Here is a 22,675-nt window from a genome sequence, read left to right as displayed (position 1 = left end):
TGCCCAGAGCTGAGTGCTGGCACAAAGGAGGCTGGCACGTTCTTGCCCGGGCGCCCATTTCAAGATCGCCGCCGGCCGTCCCTGCATCATTCGTGCCGGGCACGCTTGTGCCAGCCGGAATCCATTTCCCGGCCCGGAATTCTGCTGCAGAGTTCGGGCCATGACCGAACACAAGCTTCTCGTCGTCGGCGGACGGATACAGACGCTGCGCAAGGCGGCGGCTCTCGGAATCCGCTTCGTGCTGATCCAGCACAAGGACCAGTTCGTGCCCGAGGCCGCCGCGCTCGCCGAGGCCGTCCTCATCGCGGACTACACCGACTGGGACGTCACCCGTCCGCTGGTCGAGGCCGCGCAGCAGGCGTACGGCTTCACCCGGGTCGCCTCGATCACCGAGCCGGGCCTGGTCCCGGCCGGCCGGATCAGCGACCACCTGGGGCTCGGCAACACCTCCGAGGAGGTCGCCGAACTGCTGCGTGACAAGCACGCGATGCGCCGCCACCTGGCCGCGTCCCCCTCCCCCGAGGTGCGGGCCCTGTCGGTGGCCGCCGCCGAGGTCGACAGCGCCGGGGCGCTGACCGCCTTCGGAGCCGAGCACGGCTACCCGTTCGTGCTCAAGCCCGTCGACGCCACCGCCAGCCTGGGCGTCGTACGGATCGACGGGCCGGAGCAGGCCGCCGGGGCCTGGGCCGGGGTGGAGGCCCTGCGGGCCCGCACCGACCTCCAGTGGGGTTCGTTCTTCACCATCGGCCGCTTCATCGCCGAGCAGTACATCCCCGGCCCCGAATACAGCGTCGAGAGCTTCTCGTTCGCCGGCCGGCACATCGTCCTGGCGGTGACCGAGAAGCTCACCGGCGGCGGGTTCATCGAGCTCGGGCACGCCCTGCCGGCCCGCCTCGACCCGGCGGACGAGCGGCGCATCGAAGAGGCCGTCGCCCGTTTCCTGGACGCGACGGGCCTCACCGACGGAGCCGCCCACACCGAGCTGCGGCTGTCCCCCGCGGGCCCGCAGATCATCGAGAGCCACAACCGCATGGGCGGCGACCGGATCTTCGACCTGCTGAACTCCGCCTACGGCATCGACCTCGAAGAGTGGATCGTGGCCTGGCAGTTCGGGCTGATCCCGGCCCTCACCGAGCGCCCCGTCCCGCGCCACGCGGCGGCCACCCGCTTCCTGTCCGCCGAACCGGGCACGGTCGTGCAGATCCAGGGCGCGGACGAGGCCAGGGCCCTGCCCGACGTCATCGACGTGGAGACCGGCGTGCGGCCCGGCGACACCGTCGGGGAGCTGCGCGGCAACTGGGACCGGGTCGGCCAGGTGCTGGTCACCGGGGCGGACACCGGGGCCGCCGTCGCCACCGCGGAGCGGCTCACCGAGAAGGTCACCGTCGTCACCACCCCCGTCCGGCACGACTCCAACGGAAAGACCGCGTCATGAAGATCCTGCTGATCATGCGGAACACGTACGCGTGGCACCGCGAGCACATCGAGACCCTGGAGCGGATGGGTCTGGAGATCCACCTGGCGACCCGGGTCGCGCAGGCCGCGGACGACGGCCGGTTCGCGAACGTCGTGCCGATCCCGGAGGAGCTGGAGGGCACGGAGCTCGCCGAGTTCTGCGCCGCCGCGGCCCGGCGGCTCGGCATCGCCTCGGCGATCACCTTCTACGACAGCGACATCGCCGTCACCTCCAAGGTCAACCAGCTGCTCGGGCACACCTGGCCGCGCCCCGAGGCCGACCTGATCTCCCGTGACAAGCAGCTCCAGCGGTCCTTCCTGGAACGGCACGGGCTGCCGGGCCCGCAGTTCGCGGGCGTCGACGGCGTCGATGCCGGTCTCGCCGCCGCCGAGGCCTTCACGTACCCGTTCATCGTCAAGCCCAGCGCCCTGGCCGCCAGCATCGGCGTCAGCCTGGTCCGCGACCGCGGCGAGCTCGAGCGGGCGCTCACGGACGTCGCCCGCCTCGCCGAGGAGTGGGGCGGCTACTTCCCCAGCGACGGCCCCGAGATCGCGCTGCTGGAGGAGTTCCTCCCGGGCAAGGAGGTCACCCTCGACGGAGTGGTCCTGGACGGGACGTTCCACCTGGTGGGCGTCACCAACAAGATGCAGATGCCCGGCCCGTACTTCGAGGAGGACTTCTACACCCTCCCGTTCCGCACCCCGGAGGAGGAGCCGGAGCTGGTCACGGTCGCCGAGGGCATCGCGGCGGGCCTGGGCGTACGGCACTGCCTGTTCAACGCCGAGTTCCGGCAGGACTCCGAGGGCCGCTACCGGGTCGTGGAGTTCGCCACCCGGATGAGCGGCGGCCAGAACTACCGCAATCTGCGCGAGGTCCACGGCATCGACCCGGTCCGCCTCTACGCCAAGGCCGTGCTCGCCGGGGAGGACGCGGGCGCCCTCGCCGCGCTCCTGGACGGCGAGGTGCTCCGGGCTGCGGCCCCGCGTGCCGCCACCTGCATCAAGTTCGCGTACCGGACCGGGACCCTGGTCCGCAACAACCCCGGCGACGCGACGCACTCCCCGTACTTCCGCTCGTACATCCCCGCCTCGAAGCCGGGCGACCGGCTGCGGCGCGCCCCCGAGGGCTGGTACGAGATCGCCGGCTCGCTCGCGGTGGCCGCGCCCTACCGGAGCCCGGCCGACATCGACCGGGTGGAGCGGATCGCCGCGGACCTCGACGAGCGGCTCGACGTGGTCGTCGTACCGGCCTGACCGCCCGCGCGCCCGTCCGACGCCCGACGCCCGACGCGGTGTTTCACGTGAAACATCGCCCGCCGCCCCTCCAGTCCAGTCCACTCCACTCCACTCCACCGACCGCGGAAAGAGCCCCACGTGCACGCCAACGACCCCGTGTTCCGGATGGGAATCACGGAGCCCACCGCCATCGACCCGTACAAGGCTCAGGAAGGGGAGGGCATCCTCGTCTGCAAGGCCCTGTTCACCGGACTCCTCGCCCTCGACGAGGAGGGCGTCCTGATCCCGGCCACCGCCCGGTCCTGGGAGAGCGACCCGGCCGCCACGACCTGGACCTTCACGCTGCGCTCCGGCACGGTGTTCAGCAACGGTGAGCCGGTCACCGCGCACAGCTTCGTGCGCGGCTGGGCGCGGGCGCTGGACCCCGAGGCCAATACGGAGACCGCGTACCACCTGGCCGGCGTGCGGTCCTTCACCGCGGTCGACGACACCACGCTGGTGGTCGAGCTGTCCGAGCCCGACGTGCAGTTCGACCTGAAGACCCTCCAGCCGATCTTCAGCCCGGTCCCGGAGTGCGCCGGGCCGGCGCTCGACCCGGCGTACAACGACCTCCCGGTCGGCAACGGCCCGTTCAAGATGGCCGGCCCCTGGGAGCACGGGGTGGCGATCCGGCTGGAGCGCAATGACCTGTGGGCGGGGCCCGCGCCCGAGGTGCGCGAGGTGCACATCGACATCCTCGACGCGGTGACCGGCCTGGACGACGAGTACGAGCGCTTCCTGGCCGGCGTCTACGACTACGCCAGGATCCCCCCGGCGCGCACCGCCGAGGCGGCCGCCCTGGACGGCTTCATCGAGCAGGAGGGCGCAGGCCTCTTCTACCTGATCCCGTTCTGCCACCAGGCGCCGATGGACTCGCTGGACGCCCGCCGGGCCCTGTCCGCGGCCATCGACCGCCAGGGGCTGATCGACACGTACTTCCAGGGGCGGCGCAGCGCGGCCCACTCCCTGCTGTCCCCCTGGTTCGGCAAGGCCCACACCTCGCCGGCGGCCACCGCGCACATGAACGGGGCCGCGGGCGACCCGGACGACCCGGACAGCGGCTGGACGGCGTACGACCCGGAGCGGGCCCGTGCGGCGGCCCTGCGGGCGGGCCTGGGACCCGGCAGCCGCGTCGAGTTCGCGTACAACACCGGTGCCGGGCACGACGACTGGGTCAAGGCCCTGGCCCATGGCCTCGAGGAGGTCCTGGGCTGGCGCGTCGAGCTGCTGCGCACCGACGCCCGGGGGCTGGTGGACCACCGCACCTCGATCGCGGCGGCCGGGTTCTGCCGGGCCGGCTGGGCCTGCGACTACCCGACCCCCGACAACATGCTCTTCCCGCTGCTGCACTCCTCGTGCACGGCGCCCGACGCCGAGGGCACGGCCCACGGCGACAACGAAGGCCGGTACGTGAACCCGGAGTTCGACGCGCTCGTGGCGCGCGCCCGGGCCTCGACGGACCCGGCCGAGCGCGCCGACGCCTGGCGCCGCGCGGACGGTACGGCGATGGCGGACCTGGCGCTGATCCCGCTCTGGTACCGGACCGACCAGCGGGTCCACGCCTGCGGCCGGATCACCGGCCTGCGCATCGACTTCGACGGAAACCCCACCCTCACCACTGTCAAGGCAAGGAAGACCACCCGATGAGTGCGAGCACGACTCCCGTCTACGACATCCTCGGCATCGGCTTCGGCCCGGCGAACCTGGCCCTTGCCATCGCCCTGGAGGAGCGCGAGTCGCCCCTGACGGCCCGCTTCCTGGAGGCCCGCCCGAGCCCCGAGTGGCAGCCCGGGATGCTGCTGGACGGTTCCGACATCCAGAACCACCCGAGCCGCGACCTGGTGACCCTGCGCAACCCGCGCAGCCGCTACACCTTCCTGAACTACCTGCACGAGCAGGGCCGGCTGCTGCGCCACCTCAACCTCCCCTCGGAGTTCCCGCTCCGCAAGGAGTACGCGGGCTACATCCGCTGGGCCGCCGGCTTCTTCTCGCACCTGGTCGACTGCAACCAGCGGGCCGCCGGCGTCGAGATCGTCGAGGAGTCCGGCGAGCGCGTCTACGAGGTCACCACCATGTCGGGCAGCCGCTACCTGGGCCGCACGCTGGTGATGGGCCCGGGCCGCACCCCGTACGTCCCGGCCCCGTACGACTCGCTGCGCACCCCGCGGATCTTCCACCTGACCCAGTACCTGCCGAAGCTGGCGGAGCTGACCGGCGAGGGCCGCGCCCCGGAGTCGGTGGCCGTCATCGGCGGCAGCCAGAGCGCCGTCGAGCTCGCCCTCGACCTGCACCGCCGCTTCCCCCGCACCAAGGTCACCACGTACACGCGCTCGCACTCGCTGCGGCTGAAGGACACCAGCCCGTTCAGCGAGGAGGGCTACTTCCCCGAGTTCACCGACTACTACTTCCGCGCGTCCCGGGAGGGCAAGAAGGCCCTCGACGCCTACATGCACGGCACGAACTACTCCTCCGCCGACGGCGACGTGCTGCGCGAGCTCTACATGACCATCTACGAGCAGGAACTGGACGGCGACCAGAAGGTGTTCGTCCGCGGAAACCACGAGGCCGTGGGCGTGGCCCCGGAGACCGGGGACCGGATCGCCCTGGACTTCGCCGAGCGCACCACCGGCGAGCGGATCAGCGAGACCGTGGACTTCGCGGTCCTCGCCACCGGCTTCCGCAACATGGGTCCCGGCCCGCACGAGGAGCTGTGCCCGCCGCTGATGGCCCCGCTCGCGAAGCTCTTCGCCACCGAGCCGGACGGGCGCCTGCAGGTGTCCGCCGACTACGCGCTCGAACCCGTCGCCGACGGGACCCCGCCGCTCTTCCTGAACGGCCTGTGCGAGTCCAGCCACGGCATCGGCGACGCGGGCTCCTTCAGCCTCCTGTCGCTGCGCGCCGCGACCCTCACCGACGCCCTGACCGCCCGCCTGACCGCCGCCGCCACCGCCACCGACCGCAGCGCCGTACTCGCCGCCGCCTGACCGGAAAGGTCCACGTTTCCCATGACCGCCACGATCGACACCCCGGTCTCGGCCCCGCGCGTCTACAGCGCCCCCGTGATCACCGGCCCGCTGCCCGGCCCGCGCAGCGCCGAGCTGCTGGACCGCCAGGCCGGCCGGGAGTCCAACTCCCGCTCCTACCCGCGCAAACTGCCGATGGCGATCCGCCGCGGCAAGGGCTCCTACGTGGAGGACCTCGACGGGAACGTCTTCCTCGACTTCCTCAGCGGCGCCGGGGTGCTGTCCCTGGGCCACAACCACCCCGAGCCGCTCGCCGCCGCGCACCGCCAGCTCGACGAGTTCGTGCACGGCCTGGACTTCCCCACCCCGGTCAAGGACGAGTTCACCGACCTGACCATCGGGATGCTGCCGGAGCCGATGCGGGAGCGCACCCGGATCCACTTCTGCGGGCCGACCGGCGCCAACGCCGTCGACGCCGCCCTCAAGCTGTGCAAGACGGCCACCGGCCGCGAGGAGATCATCACCTTCCAGGGCGGGTTCCACGGGGCGACCCTGGCCGCGCTGAGCGTCACCGGCCTCGTCGAGCAGAAGGAGCCGGTCCGCGGCCGGATGCCGGGCGTGCACTTCTTCCCGTACTCCAACTGCCACAACTGCCCGCTCGGCCTCAAGCGGGACAGCTGCCAGGTCAACTGCGCCGCGTTCCTCGAGAAGGCGCTGACCGACGTCAACGGCGGAATCACCCTGCCCGCCGCCGTGATCATGGAGCTGGTGCAGGGCGAGGGCGGGGTCATCCCGGCCGAGGTCGAGTTCGTCCAGCGGATCCGCGAGGTCACCCGGCGCCTGGGCATCCCGCTCATCGTCGACGAGGTGCAGAGCGGCTGCGGCCGCACCGGCACCTGGTTCGCCTTCGAGCAGTACGGCATCGAGCCCGACGTCGTATGCGCCTCCAAGGCCCTGTCCGGCATGGGCCTGCCGGCCTCCGTGATCCTCTACGACGAGAAGCTGGACGTCTGGAAGCCCGGCGCCCACTCCGGCACCTTCCGCGGCAACCAGCCCGCGTTCGCCGCCGGCGTCGCCACCATGAAGGTCGTACAGCGCGAGCGCGTCCTGGAGAACGTCCGGGCCCGCGCCGACCAGCTGATGGTCCACCTCCAGGGGCTGCGCGAGCTCACCCCGTACGTGGCCGACGTGCGCGGCCTCGGCCTGATGACCGGGGTCGAGCTGACCGACCCGCAGAGCGGGCTGCCCGCCGACCGGCTCGCCAAGCGGGTGCAGTGGGAGGCCGTCAGCCGCGGCCTGATCATCGAGCTCGGCGGCCGCGACGACTGCGTCGTGCGCATGCTGCCGCCGCTGAACTGCTCGGCCCGGGAGATCGACCAGGCCGGCCGGATCATCCGCGAGTCCCTGACCGCCGCCCTGGCCGCGCTCGGCCTGCCGACGGGCGGTGCCCGGTGACGACGCCCGACACCTCCGTCCAGGACCTGGTGGTGGCGGGGTTCGGCCCCTCCGGGATCGCACTCGCCGCCGCCGTCGAGGACCACGACGACGCCACCGGCGCGGCCCCGCTGGCCGCCCGCTACCTGGAGAAGGCCGCCGACTCCGCGTGGCAGCCCAACCTGGTGCTGCCCGGCACCGACATCCAGCACCACTTCCTGCGCGACTTCGCCACTCCGCGAGACGCCCGCTCCCGCTTCACCTTCTCCCACTACCTCCAGCAGAGCGGCCGTTTCTACCCGTTCACGCTGATGGGCGGATACGTCAGCCGCCTGGAGTGGTCGGACTACGTGCAGTGGGCCGCCGGCCAGGTCCGCGGCGCCGTCGACTACCACCGCGAGGTGCTGAGCGTCGAGCCCGTCACCGGCGCCGACGGCCGCGTCCGCACCGCCCGAGTCCTGTCGCGCGACACCCGCGACGGCTCCCTGCACAGCGTGGAGGGCCGTAACATCGCGCTGGCCACCGGCCACGAGGCGTACGTACCGCAGCTGCTGCGCCCGCACCTGGGCGAGCGCGTCTTCCACGCCTCGAAGCTGCTGCCGGCCCTGGCCGCCCTCGGCGACCGGCCGCTGCGCAGCATCGCGGTCATCGGAGCCGGGCAGACCGCGGGCGAGATCGTCCTGCACCTGGCCGCACAGCACCCGGACGCCGAGATCCACTCGGTGGTCCGCCACGCGGGCTTCCGGATGTACGAGCTCGGCCACTTCAGCAACGAGGTGTACTTCCCCGACGAGACCGACTACTTCTACGGTCTCGAAGGGGAGCAGCGCGAACGCGCCCTGGAGCAGGCCCGGGCCACCAACTACGCCGCCGTGGACCCCGACGTCTCCACCGCCCTCTACCAGGCGGTCTACCAGGACCGGTTCACCGGCCGGCAGCGCCTGCACATGCACAAGCGCACCGAGGTCACCGCCGTCGACGAGGCCCCGGACGGGCGGGTGCTGCTGCGCACCGCAGAGGTGTTCACCGGCGGGAGCGGGCTGATCGAGGCCGACGCGGTGATCGTCTGCACCGGCTACCGCGAGGCCGCCCTCCCCCGCCAGCTCGCCGCGTTCGTCCCCCACCTGCGCCTCGACGCGCAGGGCCGCCCCGAGGTCACCCGCGCCTACCGGGCCCGTACCACCGACGACTGCGAGGTCGGGATCTACCTCGACGGGCTCACCGAGTGGCGGCACGGCATCGGCAGCGCCACCTCCTTCAGCCAGATGGCCGCCAAGGCCGACACCATCCACCGCGACCTGCGCGCCCGCCTGCGCCAGCCCGTCGCCGCCTGATTGGACCCGTACGCGATGCACATCTTCACCGCCCACGAGGACGACATGGTCTTCGAGGAGCCGTACAACGTCAGCGGCCGGCGGATCTTCCCCTGGCCGGAGGCCGTCGAGGAGCCCAACTGGGGCGGCGCCTGGGTCGACGTGGCGCCCGGCGCCACCTCCACCCCGCACGACCACGACGAGAACGAGATGTTCTTCATCGTCGAGGGCAGTGGAGTGATGCGGATCGGCGCGGAGACCCGCCGGGTCCGCGCCGGCGAGACCGTGTTCATCACCCCGTTCCAGGACCACGACCTGACCAACGACGGCGACGTCCGGCTGCGCTTCGTCACCGTCTGGTGGGGCGGCTCGGACGCCGTGGCCCGGGACCGCGCCAAGTGGGCCGCCGAGTTCGGCATCACGGACCCGGGCGCCGGTACGGGCGCGGGTGCGGCGGACCGGACGGTGGGGGCATGAGTCCCATCGTCCACGCGCACGCCGACGCCATCGTCGTCGGCGGCGGGGTGATCGGCGCGGCCATCGCGCACCAGCTCGCCCTCGCCGGCATCGGCCGGATCGTCCTGTGCGACCAGGGCCGGGTCAACGCCCAGGGCGCCACCTCCCGCTCCGGCGGACTGCTGCGGCTGCACCACACGGCCGTCGCCGACACCCGGCTCGCCGCCCGCAGCCTCCCCGTCTTCGAGCAGTGGTCGGACGTCATCGGCGGCGACTGCGGCTACCGCCGCACCGGATTCGTCATGATCGTCGGAGAGAACCACGCCGACGACCTGCGCTACAACGCCGCCGCCGCGGGCGAGGCCGCCGGATACCGCCGGGTCGAGGTCATCGACGCCGCCGAACTGAAGGAGATCTACCCCGGCCTGCGGACCGACGACGTGGCCCTCGCCGCTTACGAGCCCGAGGGCGGCTACGCCGATCCGATGGCCGCCTCCGCGGCGCTGCTCACCGCCGCGTACCGGCTCGGGGTCTCCCCCTCCGAGGGCATCCGGGCCAGGAAGGTGCTGGAGACCGCGGGCACCGTCACCGGCGTCCTCACCTCCATCGGCCGCATCGACGCCCCGCTCGTCGTCCTCGCCGGCGGCGCCTGGGGCTCCGCCCCCGCCGAGCACCTCGGCATCCACATCCCCGTCACCGCGCGCCGGATCGGGCTGGCCCAGGCCGAGCTGCCGGGTGCCGGCCGGCGCGGGTCGGCGTCCTCCGTACCGACCTGCATCGACGACACCACCGGCAGCTACTTCCGGCCCGACGGCCTCGACCGCTTCTACTTCGGCGTCCCCAGCAAGCCCGACACCGAACTGGGCCGCGACGTCGAGCCGCTGACCGAGGCCGAGCTGGAGGCCGCGATCGCCGCCATCGCGAACCGGGTCCCGGCCGCCGCCACCGCCCCCCTCGCGGGCACCCGCTCCGGCCTCGACGGCTACACCCCCGACAAGCGCCCGGTCGTGGGCGCGGCCGGCCCCGACGGCCTCTACCTGGCCCTCGGCTTCAGCGGCGGCGGCTTCAAGCTGGCGCCCGCCGTGGCCGAGCTCGCCGCCAAGGAGATCGTCGAAGGCGGGGCCGTCCCCGGCAAGGCCGTGCAGGAACTGCTGAAGCCGTACCGTCCGCAGCGCTTCCTCGCGGGCCGCCCGATCCGTCCGGAGGCGCCGTATGACCACATGTGAGACGGGCCTGGAGGAGGAGGTGCGGCGCCCGCTGCGGGAGGTGCTGCGCGAGGACGTGCAGACCGTCCTCGCCAAGGACCCGGCCGCCACGTCCCGCGCCGAGGTGCTGCTCTACCCGCACATCCACGCCCTGTGGACCTACCGGGTCGCGCACTGGCTGTGGGGCCGCGGCCACCGCGTGTCCGCCCGCGCCCTGTCCCTGCTGGCCCGCGCCGTCTCCGGCATCGAGATCCACCCCGGGGCGCGTATCGGCCGCCGGTTCTTCGTCGACCACGGCACCGCCGTCGTCATCGGCGAGACCGTCCGGATCGGCGACGACGTGATGCTCTACCACCAGGTCACGCTCGGCTCGGTGGGCTGGTGGAAGGACCTGCGCCGCCCCTCCGGGTCCCGCCGCCACCCCGTCGTCGGCGACCGCGTCGTCATCGGCACCGGGGCCAGCGTCCTCGGCCCGGTGACCATCGGCGCCGATTCCCGCATCGGCGCGCACTCGGTCGTCCTCGACGACCTGCCGCCGCGCAGCCGGGTCGTCGCCGCCGCCTCCGCCGCGCTGCCGCCGCTCGACACCGCGGCCCCCCTCGACTCCTCCGCCCTGATCGTCCCCGAAGGAACCCACGCATCATGACCTCCTACGTCGTCACCAGTGCCCCGCCGAACCCGAACGGCGACCTCCACCTCGGCCACCTCTCCGGCCCCTTCCTCGGCGCCGACGTCCTGACGCGCCACCTGCGCCAGCGCGGCCACGACGTCCGCTACGTGGGCTACTCCGACGAGCACTCCTGCTACGTACCGCGCCGGGCCGCCGAGATCGGCTCCACGGCGTACCCGACCGCGAAGCTGTTCGGCGACCGCATGGAGGAGACCCTGTCGCTGGGGGCCATGCACCACGACTGGTTCACCCGCCCGCTCACCGACTCCGCCCACACCGAGTTCGTCCAGCGCTTCTTCCTCGAACTGTGGGAGTCCGGCGCCCTCGAGGTACAGGAGCTGCCCGTCTTCCACTGCGCGCCCTGCGACCGGTACCTGTACGAGGCCGAGGTGCGCGGCGAGTGCCAGTTCTGCGCCGAGCCCTCCGACGGCGTGTACTGCGAAGCCTGCGGGCTGCCGCAGGACCCGGCCGGGCTCGCCGCCCCCCGCTGCACCGCCTGCTGGAACGCCCCCGAGACGAAGACCATGCGCCGCATCGTCTTCCCGCTGGAGCACTACCGCGAGCGCCTCCAGGCGTACTACGCCGACGCGCAGGCCAAGGCCGAGTGGCGGCCCCGGCTGATCTCGTACCTGGACGGCCTGTTCGAGCGGGCCCTGCCCGACACCGCGATCAGCCGCGAGGCGGACTACGGCATCCCGGTCCCGCTGCCCGGCTGGGAGGGCCACATCCTCGACACCTGGTTCAGCGGCATCTGGGGCTACGCGGCCGGCACCGCGCGGGTCGCCGAGGCGAACGGAGACCGCTCCGAGTGGGAGCGGCTGTGGACCGACCCCGAGACCCGGATCGTCAACTTCATCGGCTTCGACTGCTCCTTCTCGCACGCCGTCCTGTGGCCGGCGCTGCTGCTCGCCCAGGGTGAACTGACCCTGCCCGCACAGGTGGTCATCAACGAGTTCTACCGGCTGGAGGGCGACAAGTTCTCCACCAGCCGCGGCCACGCCATCTGGGGCGGCGAGTTCCTGCGCCGGGTCAACGCGGACGCCCTGCGCTTCCACCTGTGCCTGACCGGGCCGGAGCGGGCGCAGAACAACTTCTCCATGAAGGAGTTCGCCGACACCCTCAGCACCGTCCTCGCCGGCGGCCTGGAGCGGTGGACCGACACCGTACTGGACCTGCTCGGCCAGGACTTCGACTCCGTCGTACCGGCCGCCGGGCCCGCGGACGGCCCGCTGGCCGCCGAACGCGCCGCGCTGCCGCAGCGGATCGCCGACGCCCTCGGCGCCGAGGCCTTCTCCCCGCAGCGCGCCGCCGACACCCTGGCCACCGTGATCGAGCGGGCCGATGCCGACCTGCGGGAACTCGCCCTGCTGCGGGCCGCCGGGCCCCGCGAGGGGTACGCCGGCCGGCTCGCCGCGCACCTGGAGCTGCTGGCGGCGGTCGCGGTCACCGCGGCGCCGCTGATGCCGGGCTGGTCCGCCTTCCTCGCCGGGCACCTGGGCCTGCCGGTGGACCTCGGCACGCGGATGCCCGTCTGGACCGGCGTGGAGGGACGGCTCCTGGCGGAGGGTACGACGCTGCCGACCGCCACCCCGCTGTTCTTCCACGAGTTGTCGTGACCCCGGGTCAGGCGCCGGCTGCGGCTCCGGGGGCCGGCGGCGGCTGGACCGCCGGCTCGGCGCAGGCGCTGGGTGCGGTCCTCGGGGCCGGAGCCCTGCTGCTCCCGGCGGCCCTCGCCCCGCAGCCCGGCCCCTGGACCGGGGTCGCGGTGGCGGGGGTGCTGGCCGGCTGGTGCCTGCTGGTCGCCGCCGCCGGCGGTACGGCGGACTCCGGGCCCGTGGCCTTCGTACGGGACCGGCTCGGCCCGGGACCGGCCCGGGCGGCCACCGCGCTCTACTTCGGCGGCTTCGCCACCGGGCAGGCGGGAGTGGCGCTGGGGGCCGCCGAGTTCGCGCTCGGCGACTCCGGGTGGCGGGCGTACGCGGTCGCCGCCGGGGTGCTGTGCAGCGCGGCCGCGTACGCGTGGTCCGCCCCGCGGGGGCTGTCCCCGGCGGGGCGGCGGCTGCGGCTGGCCGCGGTGCTGGCGCTGGCCGTCGCCTGGCGGGCGCTCGGCGGGCCGCTGCCCGGACCGGGGACCGGGGACCGGGCGGGCTGGGCCGCGCTCCTGGTGGCCGTGCCCCTGCTGTTCGGCTGGGTCGGCCTCGAAGGGGCGGTCCCCGCCGCGGCGCGGCGGCGGGCGCTGGGCGGAACCCTGCTCGGGATCGCGCTGGCGGCCGCGCTGTACTCCGTACTCCTGGGTCCGCCGCCGGCCGCTTCGGCGCCGCCCCCGGCCGCGGTGGCCGCCCTGGGGCTCGGCTCCGCCGCGCTCTGCTGGACGTACTGCCGTACCAACCTCCTGGCCACCGCCGCCCGTTGGACCGAGCTCACCGGCCGGACCCGGCGCGGCGGCGTGGTGGCCGCGGCTCTGGTCGCCCTCGGCGTCCTCGTCCTCGGCGGGGCCGCCCGCTGGGACCTGCCCGTCCTGCTCATCGGCCCCGGTGCAGCCACCGCGGCCCTCTACACCCTCATCGCCGTGGCGGCCGTACGCCGCCCCCGTCCTCAGGAGCCCATCGATCATGACCACGACCACTCGGCAGCCGGCTCGGACCGTGACCGCGTCCTCGAAGGTGCTGCGCGTCCCGCCGGCTGATCCGGCGACCGCCGCGGCCCACTTCCACCGCCGGTTCACCTTCGAGGCCGACGTCGCCGACGTGCACGCGGACGTGGAGTCCGCCGCCGGGGGCTTCGTCCTCGTCGACAGCCGCAGCGCCGAGGCCTGGGCGCAGGGTCACATCCCCGGCGCCGTGCACCTGCCCACGGACGAGATCCCGGCCCGGGCCGCCGAGCTGGTGCCGCCGGGCAGTGTCGTCGTCACGTACTGCTGGGGCCCCGGCTGCAACGGCGCGACGCGGGCGGCGTACGCCTTCGCCGGAGCCGGGTACCGGGTCAAGGAGATGCTGGGCGGCTTCGAGTACTGGTCGCGGGAGGGCTTCCCGGTCGAGGACTCCGCCGGCATCCGCCAGTCGCCGCCGGACCCGCTGACGGCCCCCGTCGCGGCAGGCGCGGCCTGCGGCTGCTGAGCGGGGAGGGCCCGCTTACAACAGGCCCTCTTCGACGGCCCGCTGCCCGAGCTGGAAACGGCTCTGCGCGTCCAGCTTCTCCATCAGCTCGGAGATGAGCCGCCGCTCGCTGCGCAGGGAGATGCCCAGCCGGCGCGCGGCGGCCTCGTCGGTGTAGCCCTGGGCCAGCAGGCGCAGCAGCTCGCGCGGCTGCGAGCCGGGGTCGTCGAGGCTGCGCCGGGGCGGCTCGCCGAACGGGGTGGCCGTCTCCCACACCGAGTCGAACAGCGCGCAGAAGGCGGCGACCGCGCCCGGCTCCCGCAGCAGCACCGCGCCCAGCGCACTGTCCGCCGGATCGATCGGCATCAGCGCGAACTCCCGGTCGGTGATGACCATCCGCATCGGCAGCGAGGGTACGGTCCGCACCTCGCCGCCCCGCTCGGTCAGCCAGCGCGCGTGCTCGAGGCTGCCGGCGTCGTTGCGGATGGCGTCCTGGTAGATGGTCCGGATCTTCACGCCGCGGGCGATGAGGTCCTCGGTCAGCGGCTCGCTGGCCTTGAACTGCTCGGCGGGCACCGGCCCACCGGGATGGAAGCTGATCGACTCGCGGCGGGTCCGGGCCGACATCTCGCTCAGCTTGGCCCGGACCGCTTCGACGCCGAGGAACCGCTCGGCCTCGTGCGCGGGCTGGGCCGGGTGCAGTTCGGCGTACTGCGACAGCAGCGCACTGGCCGCGGCCTGGCTCTCGGCGAGAGCGCGGTGGCGCTGGGCGATCTCCGCCTGCTGGTGCGCGAGCAGCGAATCGAGCGCGGCCTTCGGGTTCACCGCCCGCAGCCGCCCGTCGGTCCGCCAGGACGGCGCGAGGAGGGAGAGGCGGGTCAGCTCCTCCAGGTCCGCGCGTACGTCGTCCTCGGACCGCGCGAGTTCCGCGGCGACATCGGCGACGGCGATATCCGGCCGTCGGAGGATGAGGCGGTAGAGCGCGTCTGAACGCTCTGTCAGCCCAAGAGAAACCAACAAAGGGAGCCCCCCAGCTCGCGGTTCGGAGCGGCATCACAGCTGTGGACCGACAACGCTGGCGGTACGCGGCCCTCCGAGGGCCGATCTTGCATCCCGGATTGTCCCCACCAGCCAGCGGCCGCACAAACACCGTCCATCACGCGGACACGGCGGGCGGGTGTCCGGAGGCCGCCCGGACCGGAAAACCGGCCGGCTGGCACGGATATGTCAGAGCGCTTTGTGCCAGCGGAAACGCGCGACACGGCCCTGCCCGGCTCGGCACGATGGCGGCACGCCGGAACGAGAGATCCGGCCAACCACCCCTGACCCCACCGGCTCGATAAGAGGCTTCCCCATCATGCGTCGCAAGCTCGTCACCCTCATCACCGTCACCGCCGCCGCCCTGATCGCCGTGATCGGCACGAGCACCGCCGGCCAGGCCCGCGAACTCGCCCCCGCAACCGCGGCAGGCACCCCCGCCCCGGCCCTCCCCCTGGCCGCCCCGCTCGAGCCGGGCTGGTCGTAGAACCCGAACCGCCCCGCCCGGCGCGCGGCTTGCGCCGGGCCTTCCGGTTGTGCTCCGAGTCGCCTGATGTTCTATGTTGCACAGGCAAAACTCGGGGGAGGCGACGGGCGGCGAATGGCACGGGACTACGACAGTCAGCTGTTGGAGTCTGTGGCGGTACGACGCCACAGACTGCGTGACGCCCTGCTGTTCGGCGCACAGAGGGTGCGGCGGACGGCGGACGAGCGGCTCGGGAAGGTGTTCGCGGGCATCGCCATCGCGGCCGTACTGTGCGCGGGTTGCGTCGGGTGGTCCTTCATCCAGGCCACGCTGGCGAAGCAGAAGGCTGAGCAGCAGAAGCAGCAACAGCAGCAACAGGGACTTTTCCAACCGTCCACGGTGCCGTCCAAGTCGCCCGGCACGGGCAAGGAATCCGGCCCGGCCAAGTCACCCGGTCCCTCCACACCGCCCGGCCCGTCCACGTCGGCCGACCCTTCGAAGGGGCCGAAGTCGAAGGCTCCGCAGGCCTCGAAGTCGCCCAAGCCGGCCAAGTCGACGTCGCCGAGCGCGCCGACCACACCGTAGGGACCCGGACTTGAACCGACGAGTCCGGAACGCCGCGATGATAGGTTCCTGCAAGTGGTGAGCACAGCAAAGACTTCCCGGGCGCAACTGAGCCGGGTGACCCTGGTCGGGGAGCGGCGCCGGGCCGACATGGTCCTGCCCTCCGACACGCCGATCGGGCAGCTGCTCCCGGACATCCTGCAGCTGCTCGACGACCGCGCCGCCGCGCGGCCCCTGACGCGTCAGCTGATGACCTCGGACGGCTCCGCGCTTCCCCAGGACAGCACGCTGGCCGCGGCCGGGATAGCCGACGGCGCCGTACTGCGGCTCGTCAGGACCCACTCCGCGCCGCCCGCCCCCGTCGTCCACGACGTCACCGACCTGGTGGCCGACGACCTCGACCTGCAGGCCTGGCGCTGGCGTCCGGCCGCCCGCAGGGGCAGCGCGGGCGTCGCGACCGTCGTCTTCGCGGTGACCGCCGCGCTGCTCGCCCGGCGCGAGTTCGCACTCGGCACCCTGGCCGGCGCCCTGCTGGTGGTGACGCTCGTACTGCTGGCGGCCGGTGCGCTCATGGCCCGGGTCGGGCAGGGCAACCGCGGCCTGGCCACCGCGCTGCTGCTCGCCTCCGGCAGCCTCGGCATCCTCACCGCGTGGACCGCCGCCGACGCTTACCACTGGTCGGGGATCGTGCGGCTCGCGGCCGTTGCCGGCGCGCTGGTCGTGACACTCGTCCTGCTCGGCTACTGCTCCCCGCTCGGCCGCGGCGGTCTCATCGGGGCCGGGGCCGTCGCCGTGATCACCGCCGGCTGGGAAGTCGCCGCCGTGCTCCAGGACGAGCCGACCCGGCTCGGCGCCCTCATGGCCCTCGTCTCGGTGGTCCTTCTCGGCCTGCTGCCACGGCTCGCCCTGATGGCATCCGGGCTCACCGCGCTGGACGACCGCCGCTCCGGCGGAGCCTCGGTCAGCCGGCATGACGTGGGCAACGCGCTCGCCGCCACGCACCGCGGGCTCGCGCTGGCGACGATCACCACCGCGCTGTCCGCGGCGGCCGCGGGCTGGCTGCTGACGACGGCCGCGAACCCGACCGTGTGGACCGTGGCCCTGCCGTCGCTCGTCGCCGTCGTCCTCCTGTCGAGGGCCCGGGCCTTCCCGCTGGTCGCCGAGGTCGTCGCGCTGCTCGCCGCTTCGGCCGTGCTCCTGGTACGCCTCGTCGTGCTGTGGATCGGGCACGACGGCGGCGCCGGGGCGCTGGCCGTGCTGTGCGTGGCCGCGCTGCTGCCGCTGGCCGCGCTCGCGGTGCAGCCCCCCGAGCATGTCCAGGTACGGCTGCGGCGCATGGCCGACCTCGTCGAATCCGTTGGCATGGTGGGACTGTTCCCGCTGGCCATCGGGGTGTTCGGCGTCTACGGGCAGTTGCTCGACAAGTTCTGAGTCAACGCGCAGGCGCTCCGGGCGGGGCAGCAGGTCGTCAGTAGTAGAGGGGCAGGGGCAGAGGGACATGCCGAACGGAGACAACTGGCAGGGCGATGTCCTGCGCGACCTCAGGGGTGGCGCCGAGCCGCCCGCGCGGGACGCAGCCGTACCCGCCGGCCGGGCTCCGGGTCAGGGCTTCCCGCCGCCCGGCGGCGAGGTCCCGGTGCCCGCGCCGCCGCCCGGCGGCGAGGTCCCGGTGCCCGCCGCAGGCCCCGGCGGACCGCCGCAGGGCGCAGCCGTACCCACCGGGCCGGCGGCAGGCTCCGCCCCCGGTCATCCGTACCAGGGCCAGGTACCGCCGCAGCAGTCCGGCGGCGGGCAGCGCGCGCGGCATCCGCAGGCCGCCGTACGGTCGACCCCCGACGCCCGGCCGGCGGTCGACCGGAGCCTGGCCGCTGTGGGTCGTAAGCCCCGCAGCGGTGAGCCGTTCGCCGCCCGCGCCGGCCGCGCACTGTGGCGAATCGTTTCCTCATCCGCGTCCCGCGAGGTCGCCGAGGCCACCCGGACCGCGGAATTGCTCCAGCAGCCCGTGACGACCGGCCGCCAGATCGCCGTCACCTCCATCCGGGGCGGCGCCGGCAAGTCGACCGTCGCGGCCCTGCTCGGCACCACGTACGCGCACTACCGCCAGGACCCCGTCCTCTTCGTCGAGGCCGACCCGGCCCTCGGCTCGCTGCCCGTCCGGCTCGGCGCCGAAGGCCTGCGCTGGACCACCGGTGACGTCGCGGACATCGTCGCACCGCAGATGTCGCTGCTCGACGTAACCGGCTACCTCGTCCAGCTCCACGACAACGCCTGGCTGCTGCCCGGCAGCCGGGGCCAGATCGGCGCCATGCTCGACACCCGCGCGTACGAGCGGGCCATGGTCGCGCTGCGCCGCTACTTCGGTGTGACGGTCGTCGACTGCGAGACGCTGCCCGCCGAGGTCGCCCGGGTCGCGCTTTCCGCCGCCCAGGCCCGTGTGCTGGCCACTCCCGCCACCCTCGCCGGTGTGGCCAGCACCCACGCGGTCCTCCAGTGGATGCAGAGCCTGCCCGCGCACGTGATCGGAGGCACGGTCGTCGTCCTCACCGAGCAGGCACCGAACCCGGGAATCGACCTCGACGAGGCGGTGCGCACGCTCCGGTCCACCGGGACGAGCGTCCACGTCCTGCCGTACGACCGCCATCTGGCGGACGGCGGCACCATCCGGCCCGACCTGCTCGCCCACGCGACGAGGACGGCCGCCACCCGGATCGCCGCGGACGTCTTCCAGCTCTCCCAGAAGCGCCACTGATGAGTACCCGACTGATCCACCGGCCGGCCAGAACCGTCAGGCCCCCCGCCGCCCCCGAGGCACGCCTCATCGAGGCCCCGCCCAACCTCCCCGAGGGCAAGGCGGGCAACATCGCGATGTCCCTGCTGCCGGTGGCCGGCGTGATGTCGTCCGTCGTGATGATGACCGTCGTCCGCAACAGCCAGTTCGCCGCACTGGGCGCGCTGATCCTCGTCGTCACCGTCGTCGGTTCCCTCGGGCTCGTCCTCTCACAGCGCGGCAAGGCCCAGCGCACCCGTCGTGTCCAGCGGGAGGCCTACCTCGCCTACCTGGAGGACCTGCGCGAGGAGCTCGCCGCCGAGGAGCGCGAGCGGGCCCAGCACGCGGACGTGCTCAACCCGCCTCCGTACGCGCTCTACGACATCGTCCGCGACCCGGCCCGGCTGTGGGAGCGGCGCCGCGTCGATGCCGATTTCCTTCGGGTGCGCGTCGGCACCGGCGAAATGCCCGTACGGGACCTCAAGATCGGCCAGCAGGGCTCCTCGGTGCTGACCCCGCCGGACCGCTTCATGCTCAACGAGGCGTCGTCCCTGACCGCCCGCTTCCGTACCGGCACCGAACTCCCGCTCACCGTGCCGCTCGACCGCATCGGCAACATCAGCGTCGTCGGCCCCCGCGAGGACTGCCTGCGGGTCGCCCGCGCCCTGCTCGTGCAGACCGCCGCCATGCACGCGCCCGACGACGTGGCCATCGCTCTCGCCGTGCCGGGCGAGCGGCTCGCCGACTGGGAGTGGGCGAAGTGGATGCCGCACCTGCTCGACACCGAGCAGCTCGACGGCCCCGTCGCCGCCCGGCGCATCGCCCCGTCCCCGGAGCAGCTCGCCCACCGGCTCGGCCCCGAACTGCGCCGCCGCGCCTCCTACGCGGCCGAGGTGCGCCGCGGCCTGTCCGGCAAGGACGCCCTGACCATGACGTCACGCCTGCTCGTCGTCGCCGACGGGCACGGCGAGGACGCCGTCGAACTGCCCCGCCCCGACGATGCGGTCGGCCTGCGCGAGATGGGCGTCACCGTCCTGCACCTCCTCGAGCAGCGGATCCAGGAGCCCGGCCACGTCGGCGTACGGATCACCGTCGACGGCGCGCAGGTCCTCATCGAGGACCTGCGCGAGGCCGAGCCGGTCAGCGCCCACGGCACCGTCGACGAGGCCGGCATCCCCTTCGCCGAGGGCCTGGCCCGGATGCTCGCCCCGCTGCGGCTGTCCGCCGAGTCCCTCATCGACGCCCCGCTCTCCGGACCGGTCGACTTCGCGGACCTGCTCGGCATCGACGACGTGGCCCGGCTCGACCTGCAGAGCCTGTGGGCGCCGCGCGGCGAACGTGCGTACCTGCGCGTCCCGATCGGCATCAGCGACTCCCGCGAGCCGGTCCTGCTCGACCTGAAGGAGTCCTCCGAGCTCGGAATGGGCCCGCACGGCCTGTGCGTCGGCGCCACCGGCTCCGGCAAGTCGGAGCTCCTGCGCACCCTCGTACTCGCCCTGGTGGCGACGCATCCGCCGGAGGACCTGGCCCTCGTCCTCGTCGACTACAAGGGCGGTGCGACCTTCGCCCCGTTCGCGGACCTGCCGCACGTCGCCGGTGTCATCACCAACCTGGAGAACCAGGCCGGTCTCGTCGAACGCGTCCACGCCTCCCTCGCGGGCGAGGTCAAGCGCCGCCAGCAGGTCCTCAAGGACGCGGGCAACGTCGCCGACATCGGTGACTACGCGGCGCTGCGCGCCGACCGGCGGCCCGATCTGGAGCCGCTGCCTCATCTGTTCGTCGTCATCGACGAGTTCGGCGAGCTCCTCACCGCCAAGCCCGACTTCATCGACCTGTTCCTGTCGATCGGGCGGATCGGCCGCTCCATCGGCGTGCACCTGCTGCTGTCCAGCCAGCGCATCGAGGGCGGCAAGCTCAAGGGCCTGGACACCTACCTCTCCTACCGGCTGGGTCTGCGCACCTTCTCCGCCGACGAGTCCCGTACCGTCCTGGACACCTCGGACGCCTTCCACCTGCCGCCGCTTCCCGGCTTCGGCTTCCTCAAGGTCGACACCAGCCACTACGAGCGCTTCAAGGCGAGCTACGTCTCCGGCGCCTACCGCGGCCCGGTCCAGCGCACCGAGGACGAGGACAGCGGACCGCTCGCCCTGGAGTACGAAGCCTTCAACACCCTGTCCACACCGGACGGCCAGACCCCTCAGGAGAGCGCCGCACGCCGCCGCGAGACCGGGCCGACCGAGCTGGGCGTCATCGTCGGGCAGCTGGAGCACGCCGCGCCGCCGGTCCGCCGGATCTGGCTGCCGCCGCTGCCCGATGCGATCCCGCTCGACGCCGTCGCCGGCCCGCTCGACGTCGGACCGCGCGGAATGCAGCTGGCCAAGCGGCGCGGCCGGCTGATGGTGCCGCTGGGCCTGCTCGACGACCCGACGAAGCAATGGCAGGGCGAGTGGTACCTCGACCTCACCGTGGCGGGCGGCCACGCCGCCGTCATCGGCGGACCGCAGTCGGGCAAGACGACCCTGCTGCGCACCCTGGTCCTCTCGCTGGCCCTGACCCACACACCGCAGGAAGTCGGCGTCTACGGTCTCGACCTGGTCGGCGGCGGCCTGCAGGCCCTGGCCGGGCTGCCGCACGTCGGCGGCATCGCGGGCCGTGCGGACCGCGAGCGCGCCGCCCGCACCGTGGAAGAGGTGCGGAACATGCTCGCCGCCCGCGAGGAGCTGTTCCGCGACCACGGCATCGACTCCGTCGAGCAGCTGCGCACCCTGCACGCGGCGGGCAGGCTGCCCCAGCTGGCGTCCGCCGAGATCGTCCTCGTGATCGACGGCTTCGGCGCGCTGCGCGACGACTTCGAGGAACTCGACGACGCCGTCGTCGACATCCTCAAGCGCGGCAGCGGATACGGCATCCACGTCGTCGCGGCCATGCTCCGCTGGAACGACGTCCGCATCGCCACCCAGTCGAACTTCGGCACCCGGGTCGAGCTGCGCCTCAACGACCCCGGCGAATCCAGCATCGAACGAAAGCTCGCCGAGACCCTGTCGGCCGACGAGCCGGGCCGTGTCCTGACCGACGGCAGGCTCTTCGCGCAGGTCGCCCTGCCCCGTACGGACGGGCTGGCCGACACCTCCGAGCTCGGCTCGGTCCTGGAGCGCACCGCCCGAACGGTGCGCGCCACCTGGAGCGGGGAGACCGCCCAGCCGGTCCGGGTACTGCCGCACGTCCTGGAGCCGCACCTGCTGCCCGGGCCGGTCGCCGAGCCCCGGCGGGTGCCGATCGGCCTGGACCAGACGGCTCTGGCCCCCGTCATGCTCGACCTGTTCGCCCACGACCAGCACCTCCTGGTCATGGGCGACAGCGAGTGCGGCAAGACGAACCTGCTGAAGACGATCGCCGGCGGCCTCGTCGAGAGGTACGGCGAGGACGAGCTGGTCTTCGCGATCATGGATCCAAGGCGCAGCCTGCGCGGTGTGGTGCCCGAGGAGTTCAACGGCGGCTACGCCTACAACACCAAGATGTGCGCCGGACTGGCCGCGGGCATCGCCACCGAGCTGGAACGGCGGCTGCCCGACGACAGCACCTCGCTGGAGGACCTGGAGCCCGGAAGCTGGGGAGGCGGCCCGCGGATCGTGGTCCTCGTCGACGACTACGACGTGCTCACCACGGCCGGGCAGTCGCCGCTCGCCGCGTTCGTTCCGTACATCCCGTCGGCGGTCGACATCGGCCTGCACTTCGTCCTGACCCGCCGCGTCGCCGGCGCCTCGCGCGGCATGTACGAGCCCCTGGTGCAGGGCCTGCGCGAGTCGGGGGCCTCGGCGGTGGTGATGGCGGGGGACCGCGGCGAGGGCCAGCTGTTCCCCGGTGTGTACGCCGCCCAGCAGCCGGCCGGGCGTGGCGTGCTGATCCGCAGGGGCCAGTCGAACCGCCTGATCCAGACCGTGCACACCCCCGAATGACGACACCGTGAAGGACCG

The 22,675-nt window shown here is 73.3% G+C and carries 17 protein-coding genes and 1 pseudogene; 17 read left to right on the top strand and 1 reads right to left on the bottom strand.

All coding sequences use genetic code 11. From position 1 onward, the window contains the following. Positions 1-160: 160 nt before the first annotated feature. The 12 genes from ACZ5WG_RS11145 to ACZ5WG_RS11090 all read left to right on the top strand — a co-directional run bounded on the left by ACZ5WG_RS11145 (position 161) and on the right by ACZ5WG_RS11090 (position 13,887). Positions 161-1,435 carry an ATP-grasp domain-containing protein gene (locus ACZ5WG_RS11145; RefSeq protein WP_468722231.1) on the top strand — a complete coding sequence of 425 codons (1,275 nt, stop codon included), beginning with the start codon at positions 161-163 and terminating at the stop codon, positions 1,433-1,435. Continuing rightward, complete coding sequence (locus ACZ5WG_RS11140; protein ID WP_468722229.1) at positions 1,432-2,709, top strand: ATP-grasp domain-containing protein; 1,278 nt, start codon at positions 1,432-1,434, stop codon at positions 2,707-2,709. The genes ACZ5WG_RS11145 and ACZ5WG_RS11140 overlap by 4 nt, the downstream gene beginning before the upstream one ends. Before the next feature lie 120 nt (positions 2,710-2,829). Continuing rightward, a complete protein-coding gene (locus ACZ5WG_RS11135) occupies positions 2,830-4,377 on the top strand; it encodes an ABC transporter substrate-binding protein (RefSeq protein ID WP_468722228.1) in 1,548 nt (515 codons plus the stop codon). Next, positions 4,374-5,714: a lysine N(6)-hydroxylase/L-ornithine N(5)-oxygenase family protein gene (locus tag ACZ5WG_RS11130; RefSeq protein WP_468722227.1), complete on the top strand. Its 1,341-nt coding sequence runs from the start codon at positions 4,374-4,376 to the stop codon at positions 5,712-5,714. The genes ACZ5WG_RS11135 and ACZ5WG_RS11130 overlap by 4 nt, the downstream gene beginning before the upstream one ends. A gap of 21 nt (positions 5,715-5,735) precedes the next feature. Next, a complete protein-coding gene (locus tag ACZ5WG_RS11125; protein WP_468722226.1) occupies positions 5,736-7,148 on the top strand; it encodes a diaminobutyrate--2-oxoglutarate transaminase family protein in 1,413 nt (470 codons plus the stop codon). Then, the gene (locus ACZ5WG_RS11120) at positions 7,145-8,461 is read left to right on the top strand and encodes a SidA/IucD/PvdA family monooxygenase (RefSeq protein WP_468722225.1); all 1,317 of its coding nucleotides are present in this window, start codon (positions 7,145-7,147) and stop codon (positions 8,459-8,461) included. Before ACZ5WG_RS11125 ends, ACZ5WG_RS11120 begins: the two co-directional genes overlap by 4 nt. A 15-nt stretch (positions 8,462-8,476) precedes the next feature. Then, complete coding sequence (locus ACZ5WG_RS11115) at positions 8,477-8,917, top strand: cupin domain-containing protein (RefSeq protein ID WP_468722223.1); 441 nt, start codon at positions 8,477-8,479, stop codon at positions 8,915-8,917. Next, positions 8,914-10,122: an NAD(P)/FAD-dependent oxidoreductase gene (locus ACZ5WG_RS11110; protein WP_468722222.1), complete on the top strand. Its 1,209-nt coding sequence runs from the start codon at positions 8,914-8,916 to the stop codon at positions 10,120-10,122. Before ACZ5WG_RS11115 ends, ACZ5WG_RS11110 begins: the two co-directional genes overlap by 4 nt. Then, positions 10,109-10,747, top strand: a complete 639-nt coding sequence (gene epsC, locus ACZ5WG_RS11105) for a serine O-acetyltransferase EpsC (protein WP_468722220.1) — start codon at positions 10,109-10,111, stop codon at positions 10,745-10,747. Before ACZ5WG_RS11110 ends, epsC begins: the two co-directional genes overlap by 14 nt. After that, on the top strand, positions 10,744-12,387 hold the full coding sequence (locus ACZ5WG_RS11100) for a methionine--tRNA ligase (RefSeq protein ID WP_468722219.1): 1,644 nt from the start codon (positions 10,744-10,746) through the stop codon (positions 12,385-12,387). The genes epsC and ACZ5WG_RS11100 overlap by 4 nt, the downstream gene beginning before the upstream one ends. Beyond that, positions 12,384-13,457, top strand: a complete 1,074-nt coding sequence (locus ACZ5WG_RS11095) for a hypothetical protein (protein ID WP_468722217.1) — start codon at positions 12,384-12,386, stop codon at positions 13,455-13,457. Before ACZ5WG_RS11100 ends, ACZ5WG_RS11095 begins: the two co-directional genes overlap by 4 nt. Continuing rightward, positions 13,384-13,887 carry a rhodanese-like domain-containing protein gene (locus ACZ5WG_RS11090; RefSeq protein ID WP_468722215.1) on the top strand — a complete coding sequence of 168 codons (504 nt, stop codon included), beginning with the start codon at positions 13,384-13,386 and terminating at the stop codon, positions 13,885-13,887. Before ACZ5WG_RS11095 ends, ACZ5WG_RS11090 begins: the two co-directional genes overlap by 74 nt. Before the next feature lie 15 nt (positions 13,888-13,902). On the opposite strand, the gene ACZ5WG_RS11085 is transcribed toward ACZ5WG_RS11090, so the two are convergent. Continuing rightward, a complete protein-coding gene (locus ACZ5WG_RS11085) occupies positions 13,903-14,886 on the bottom strand; it encodes a helix-turn-helix transcriptional regulator (protein WP_468722213.1) in 984 nt (327 codons plus the stop codon). A 337-nt stretch (positions 14,887-15,223) separates the two neighbouring features. Here ACZ5WG_RS11085 and ACZ5WG_RS11080 point away from each other — a divergent pair, with 337 nt between their 5' ends. From ACZ5WG_RS11080 to eccCa, 5 genes and pseudogenes are all read left to right on the top strand, one after another. Further along, positions 15,224-15,391 carry a hypothetical protein gene (locus ACZ5WG_RS11080; protein ID WP_468722211.1) on the top strand — a complete coding sequence of 56 codons (168 nt, stop codon included), beginning with the start codon at positions 15,224-15,226 and terminating at the stop codon, positions 15,389-15,391. 114 nt (positions 15,392-15,505) lie between these two features. Beyond that, positions 15,506-15,811 (top strand): annotated as a pseudogene (locus tag ACZ5WG_RS11075) (hypothetical protein); the annotation flags it as partial. 198 nt (positions 15,812-16,009) lie between these two features. Next, positions 16,010-17,365, top strand: a complete 1,356-nt coding sequence (gene eccD, locus ACZ5WG_RS11070) for a type VII secretion integral membrane protein EccD (protein ID WP_468722210.1) — start codon at positions 16,010-16,012, stop codon at positions 17,363-17,365. 67 nt (positions 17,366-17,432) lie between these two features. Next, the gene (locus ACZ5WG_RS11065) at positions 17,433-18,683 is read left to right on the top strand and encodes a MinD/ParA family ATP-binding protein (RefSeq protein WP_468722209.1); all 1,251 of its coding nucleotides are present in this window, start codon (positions 17,433-17,435) and stop codon (positions 18,681-18,683) included. After that, the gene (eccCa, locus tag ACZ5WG_RS11060) at positions 18,683-22,657 is read left to right on the top strand and encodes a type VII secretion protein EccCa (RefSeq protein ID WP_468722208.1); all 3,975 of its coding nucleotides are present in this window, start codon (positions 18,683-18,685) and stop codon (positions 22,655-22,657) included. Before ACZ5WG_RS11065 ends, eccCa begins: the two co-directional genes overlap by 1 nt. Positions 22,658-22,675 lie beyond the last annotated feature (18 nt).

This window comes from Streptomyces sp. NPDC032745 (assembly GCF_055579465.1).
This window is presented reverse-complemented; position numbering and strand designations above follow the sequence as displayed.

What these genes read in the sequence shown, in the direction of transcription:
- ACZ5WG_RS11080 (WP_468722211.1), top strand. Translation starts at nt 15,224, where the DNA reads ATGCGTCGCAAGCTCGTCACCCTCATCACCGTCACCGCCGCCGCCCTG.
- ACZ5WG_RS11145 (WP_468722231.1), top strand. Translation starts at nt 161, where the DNA reads ATGACCGAACACAAGCTTCTCGTCGTCGGCGGACGGATACAGACGCTG.
- ACZ5WG_RS11115 (WP_468722223.1), top strand. Translation starts at nt 8,477, where the DNA reads ATGCACATCTTCACCGCCCACGAGGACGACATGGTCTTCGAGGAGCCG.
- eccCa (WP_468722208.1), top strand. Translation starts at nt 18,683, where the DNA reads ATGAGTACCCGACTGATCCACCGGCCGGCCAGAACCGTCAGGCCCCCC.
- ACZ5WG_RS11090 (WP_468722215.1), top strand. Translation starts at nt 13,384, where the DNA reads ATGACCACGACCACTCGGCAGCCGGCTCGGACCGTGACCGCGTCCTCG.
- ACZ5WG_RS11140 (WP_468722229.1), top strand. Translation starts at nt 1,432, where the DNA reads ATGAAGATCCTGCTGATCATGCGGAACACGTACGCGTGGCACCGCGAG.
- ACZ5WG_RS11110 (WP_468722222.1), top strand. Translation starts at nt 8,914, where the DNA reads ATGAGTCCCATCGTCCACGCGCACGCCGACGCCATCGTCGTCGGCGGC.
- ACZ5WG_RS11125 (WP_468722226.1), top strand. Translation starts at nt 5,736, where the DNA reads ATGACCGCCACGATCGACACCCCGGTCTCGGCCCCGCGCGTCTACAGC.
- epsC (WP_468722220.1), top strand. Translation starts at nt 10,109, where the DNA reads ATGACCACATGTGAGACGGGCCTGGAGGAGGAGGTGCGGCGCCCGCTG.
- ACZ5WG_RS11065 (WP_468722209.1), top strand. Translation starts at nt 17,433, where the DNA reads ATGCCGAACGGAGACAACTGGCAGGGCGATGTCCTGCGCGACCTCAGG.
- ACZ5WG_RS11100 (WP_468722219.1), top strand. Translation starts at nt 10,744, where the DNA reads ATGACCTCCTACGTCGTCACCAGTGCCCCGCCGAACCCGAACGGCGAC.
- ACZ5WG_RS11130 (WP_468722227.1), top strand. Translation starts at nt 4,374, where the DNA reads ATGAGTGCGAGCACGACTCCCGTCTACGACATCCTCGGCATCGGCTTC.